The following is a 3,776-nucleotide window of genomic DNA, read 5'->3' on the forward strand; positions in this document are numbered from 1 at the left end:
GCCTACCTGAATAGAGGGGATCTCGTCCAACATACCCAGTTCCATACAGCCTTGACCCAACCAGTGTATCTCTGACTGGAGAAGGAGAGGAGGGTTGTGTCCTGCATTGACATAGTTGAGCTCGCGGCTACTAGGATCGTATACTCCTAGGAAGAACGTGATGAATCTATCGCCTTGAGTGGCATCGACCACGCTTTTGTTCAATTGATGGATCAATTCATCCAAAGTCTGAGCGATCTCGATCTGTGCTCTCAGTCGGGCTTGGAAATTGGCCATGAGGAATGCGGCAGCAATCCCTTTACCACTCACATCTGCGATACAGATGACCTCCTTGCCACTGGGCAGCCTGAATTGATCATAATAGTCTCCACCCACTTCTTGGTGAGGATAGTAGAGCGCATCCACCTCTAGAATGTCATTCACTTCGAAGACCGAGGGTACCAGCATGGATTGCATCTCGGCAGCCAGTTCCAATTCCCTACGTATGCGCTCTTGCCGTAGACTCTCCGCCATGAGGCGCTTGTTCTCTATCGAGACCACCAGGATATTTGTCAAGGTCTGGATGAAGTTCATGTGCTTGATGATGGGACTGATGGAGATATCATCATCCACATCTCCGATGAACAGGTAGGCCAGCGGCTTACGATGGTGAAGCACCGGGATCAGCACATCGAATCCGGTCAATATCTGCTGGTCCTCCGTGTTGAGCACCGAGATGGTCTTGTAATCGGAGAAATCCGTCCCATCCAGTTGCGAGAGATAATCCGTGTCATCCCCATATTGCAGCAGCACTCTCCAGCCGTTCTCAGTACTGCTATACAGCACGAGTTTGGTCAGACCCAATTCCCCTTCTACAATCCCGCGATAGATGGCTACCAGCTGGGAGATCGGTAGGTTATCATTGATCCCACGGGTGATCTCCAGCAAGGTCTGAAGCTTGAATTTATTGAGCTGTAGTCGTTCAGAAAGACGAGTGAGTTTATCCATCTTTCTTCATTTTCTTGAACAGTTCTGGGAGCTTGCGTATGTAGGCCAGCTCCAAGAAAGCCTCATTGCGTTCCTTGGCCGGACTTCCGAAATAAGTCTTACCGGCCGGCACAGAACCGATGACTCCTGACTGGCCGAGTATAGTGGCACCTTCACCAATGGTCAGGTCGCTGGGTACACCTACCTGCCCCCAGAGCGTCACATGATCCTCTATCACCACGCAGCCGGCCACTCCTACTTGTGCTGCCATGAGGCAGTGACTACCTACCACTGTATCGTGACCGATATGCACTTGACAATCCAACTTGCTATGAGCACCGATACGTGTATCTCCTGTCACCCCTCGGTCTATGGTACAGAGTCCCCCGATCTCCACATCATTTTCTATGATGACACAGCCGCAGGTATGTAGTTTTTCTCTTCCCTCTTTTCTCGCCTTGTAGTAGAAGGCATCCCCTCCTATGACGCTATTGGCATGGATGATGACCCGATCACCAATCTGCGTGTCATCGTGGATGACCACTCCAGAATGGATCACGCAATCCGTACCGATACTCACTCGTTGCCCGATCTGGACACCCGGATAGAGCACCGAACCTTCACCCAACTGTAGGTCGCTGGAGATGGCCTCAGTCTTATGGGTCACCGGTCTGAAATGCTGTGTGATGCGATTGAAATCCCGGAAGGGGTCTTCTGAGTAGAGTAGGGCCTTGCCTTCGGGAGCATCGTAGTCCTTGGAATTGATCAGGATGGTCGTGGCCGCTGATGATAGGGCTTTCTCATAGTATTTGGGATGGTCTACGAATACCAGGTCTCCCTGCTCGACCTTATGGATCTCGTTGATACCCGTGACCGGATGGTCCGCTGGGCCGATCATCTCGGCTCCAATGAGAGCGGCCAGGCTCCCCAGTGTCTGAGGAGTATCGAATCTCATGGGGTCAGGATCCTTGGCTCACGCGTTCTACATAGGCTCCACTTCCACCTCCACGTGTATCCACCTTGACAACATCCCCTTCGTTGATGAACAATGGGACCCGAATCTCACAACCCGTATCTATGGTAGCGGGTTTAGTGCTATTCGTAGCGGTATCTCCTTTGACACCGGGTTCGGTATAGGTGATGGTACACTCCAAGAATGGTTGAATGTCACAGCTGATCGGCTTCTCTTCTTCAGCGTGGAATACGATATCGGCAGTGACCTCTTCTTTAAGGAGAAGGGGTGCATTGATCAAGTGCTCAGGAATGACCACTTGCTCATAGTCGTCCAGATTCATGAAGTGATATCCCATGTCATCCTTGAACAGATATTGATGCTTGCGGGTCTCGATACGCACAGGATCGATCTTGACACCGGCATTGAAAGTATGGTCGACCAGTTTTCCATTCTCAAGATTTTTGAGCTTGGTCCGCACGAACGCGGGACCCTTTCCCGGTTTCACGTGAAGGAATTCTACGATCTGCCATAGACCTCCATTGTGATTGATGCAGAGCCCGTTCTTGATATCCGATGTGTTTGCCATGTATTCTCTAAATCTTGCTAGGTGGACAAAATTAGGAATCTAGTCGAGCCCGACTTACTTGTGCTCGGGACGGAGTGTTCCAGAATCCAATCGGTACCGGGTGGTGCAGGATCGGGTCTCCCGCTCGGGTTCATTACTGGCGATGACCAAGGTGACATCATCTGGAAGGCCAGCAATCTGATTCTCGAACCATGCCACTCCGGCATCATCCAGATTCATCGTAGGCTCATCCAGAAGGACTATCTCAGCTTGGGTCGCAAAGGCCAGAACGAGTTTGACCCGTTGGAGCATACCCGAGGAGAAGGAACGCAGGGGTCGCTTCAAAGGCACATCGATCGCCTTCAATACGTCCGCTCGATCCAGATCGCTGCGTAGCTCTCGGAGGGAGAAATGGAAATCCACCAACTCGCTGAATGTGAACTGTCGATAGACGTCTGTATAGGGTCCTACCAAGGTCAGGTGTCGATACACCTTATCGGTATCTATTTCGGAGTCCTGGATCGAGTAACTCAGTTTACCCTTGCTGGGAGCTAGCTGCCCTGCCAGGATGCGCAGCAGCGTAGACTTTCCACTGCCATTGCTTCCTAGAATGGCTATGCGGTCTCCGGGGTCGATCTCCAGATCGATCCGGTCAAGTACCTGATTGCGATTGAAGCGTTTACTGATTCCTTGGGCCCTGCACTGCATGGCACGATCAGTTCAATCCTCGGATGACCCCATTCTCCGAACGGGAGATGAAGTCGATGATCTCATCTTTCTCAGCACATGCATCTACCTCTTGAGCGGCCAAGGACATCCCTTGACTCACATTGCGCCCGTGAACGAAGATGAGTCTATAGATCTCCTCGATGGTATCGACCACCGATTTTTCGAATCCCCTACGTTCTAGACCTACCCGATTGACTCCGATGTAGGAGATGGGTTCTCGGGCTGCTTTCACATAAGGGGGTACGTTCTTTCTCACTAAAGTGGCTCCTGCGATGAAGCTGTGCTTGCCGATCTGCACGAATTGCTGTACGGCCGCATTGCCTTCGATGATCACATAGTCATGAATCGTGATATGTCCCGCCAGATTGACCGAATTGGCGATGATGCAATGATCACCGATAAAGGTGTCGTGCGCTACATGTACATATGCCATGAGCAGACATCCACTACCGACTTGGGTCTTCATACGATCAGAAGTACCCCGGTTGATGGTCACACATTCACGTATAGTACTGTTGTCACCGATCTCCGCGGTGGTCATTTCCCCTTTGAATTTGAGAT

The 3,776-nt window shown here is 51.2% G+C and carries 5 protein-coding genes; all 5 read right to left on the reverse strand.

What is annotated here, in order from left to right:
* Positions 1 to 987: SpoIIE family protein phosphatase (locus tag HKN79_10195; GenBank protein ID NNC83937.1), on the reverse strand; the 987-nt coding region annotated here is incomplete at its 3' end.
* Entirely contained in the window at positions 980 to 1,921 is a 942-nt protein-coding gene (locus HKN79_10200; GenBank protein ID NNC83938.1) for a UDP-3-O-(3-hydroxymyristoyl)glucosamine N-acyltransferase, read from the reverse strand. The genes HKN79_10195 and HKN79_10200, both read right to left, overlap by 8 nt.
* A gap of 4 nt (positions 1,922 to 1,925) precedes the next feature.
* Positions 1,926 to 2,507, reverse strand: a complete 582-nt coding sequence (efp, locus tag HKN79_10205; GenBank protein NNC83939.1) for an elongation factor P — start codon at positions 2,505 to 2,507, stop codon at positions 1,926 to 1,928.
* 54 nt (positions 2,508 to 2,561) lie between these two features.
* Positions 2,562 to 3,194, reverse strand: a complete 633-nt coding sequence (locus HKN79_10210) for an ABC transporter ATP-binding protein (GenBank protein ID NNC83940.1) — start codon at positions 3,192 to 3,194, stop codon at positions 2,562 to 2,564.
* Between the two features lie 7 nt (positions 3,195 to 3,201).
* On the reverse strand, positions 3,202 to 3,776 hold a 575-nt coding region (locus tag HKN79_10215), incomplete at its 5' end, for an acyl-[acyl-carrier-protein]--UDP-N-acetylglucosamine O-acyltransferase (protein NNC83941.1).

Source organism: Flavobacteriales bacterium, from assembly GCA_013001705.1.
Lineage (GTDB): Bacteria > Bacteroidota > Bacteroidia > Flavobacteriales_D > JABDKJ01 > JABDLZ01.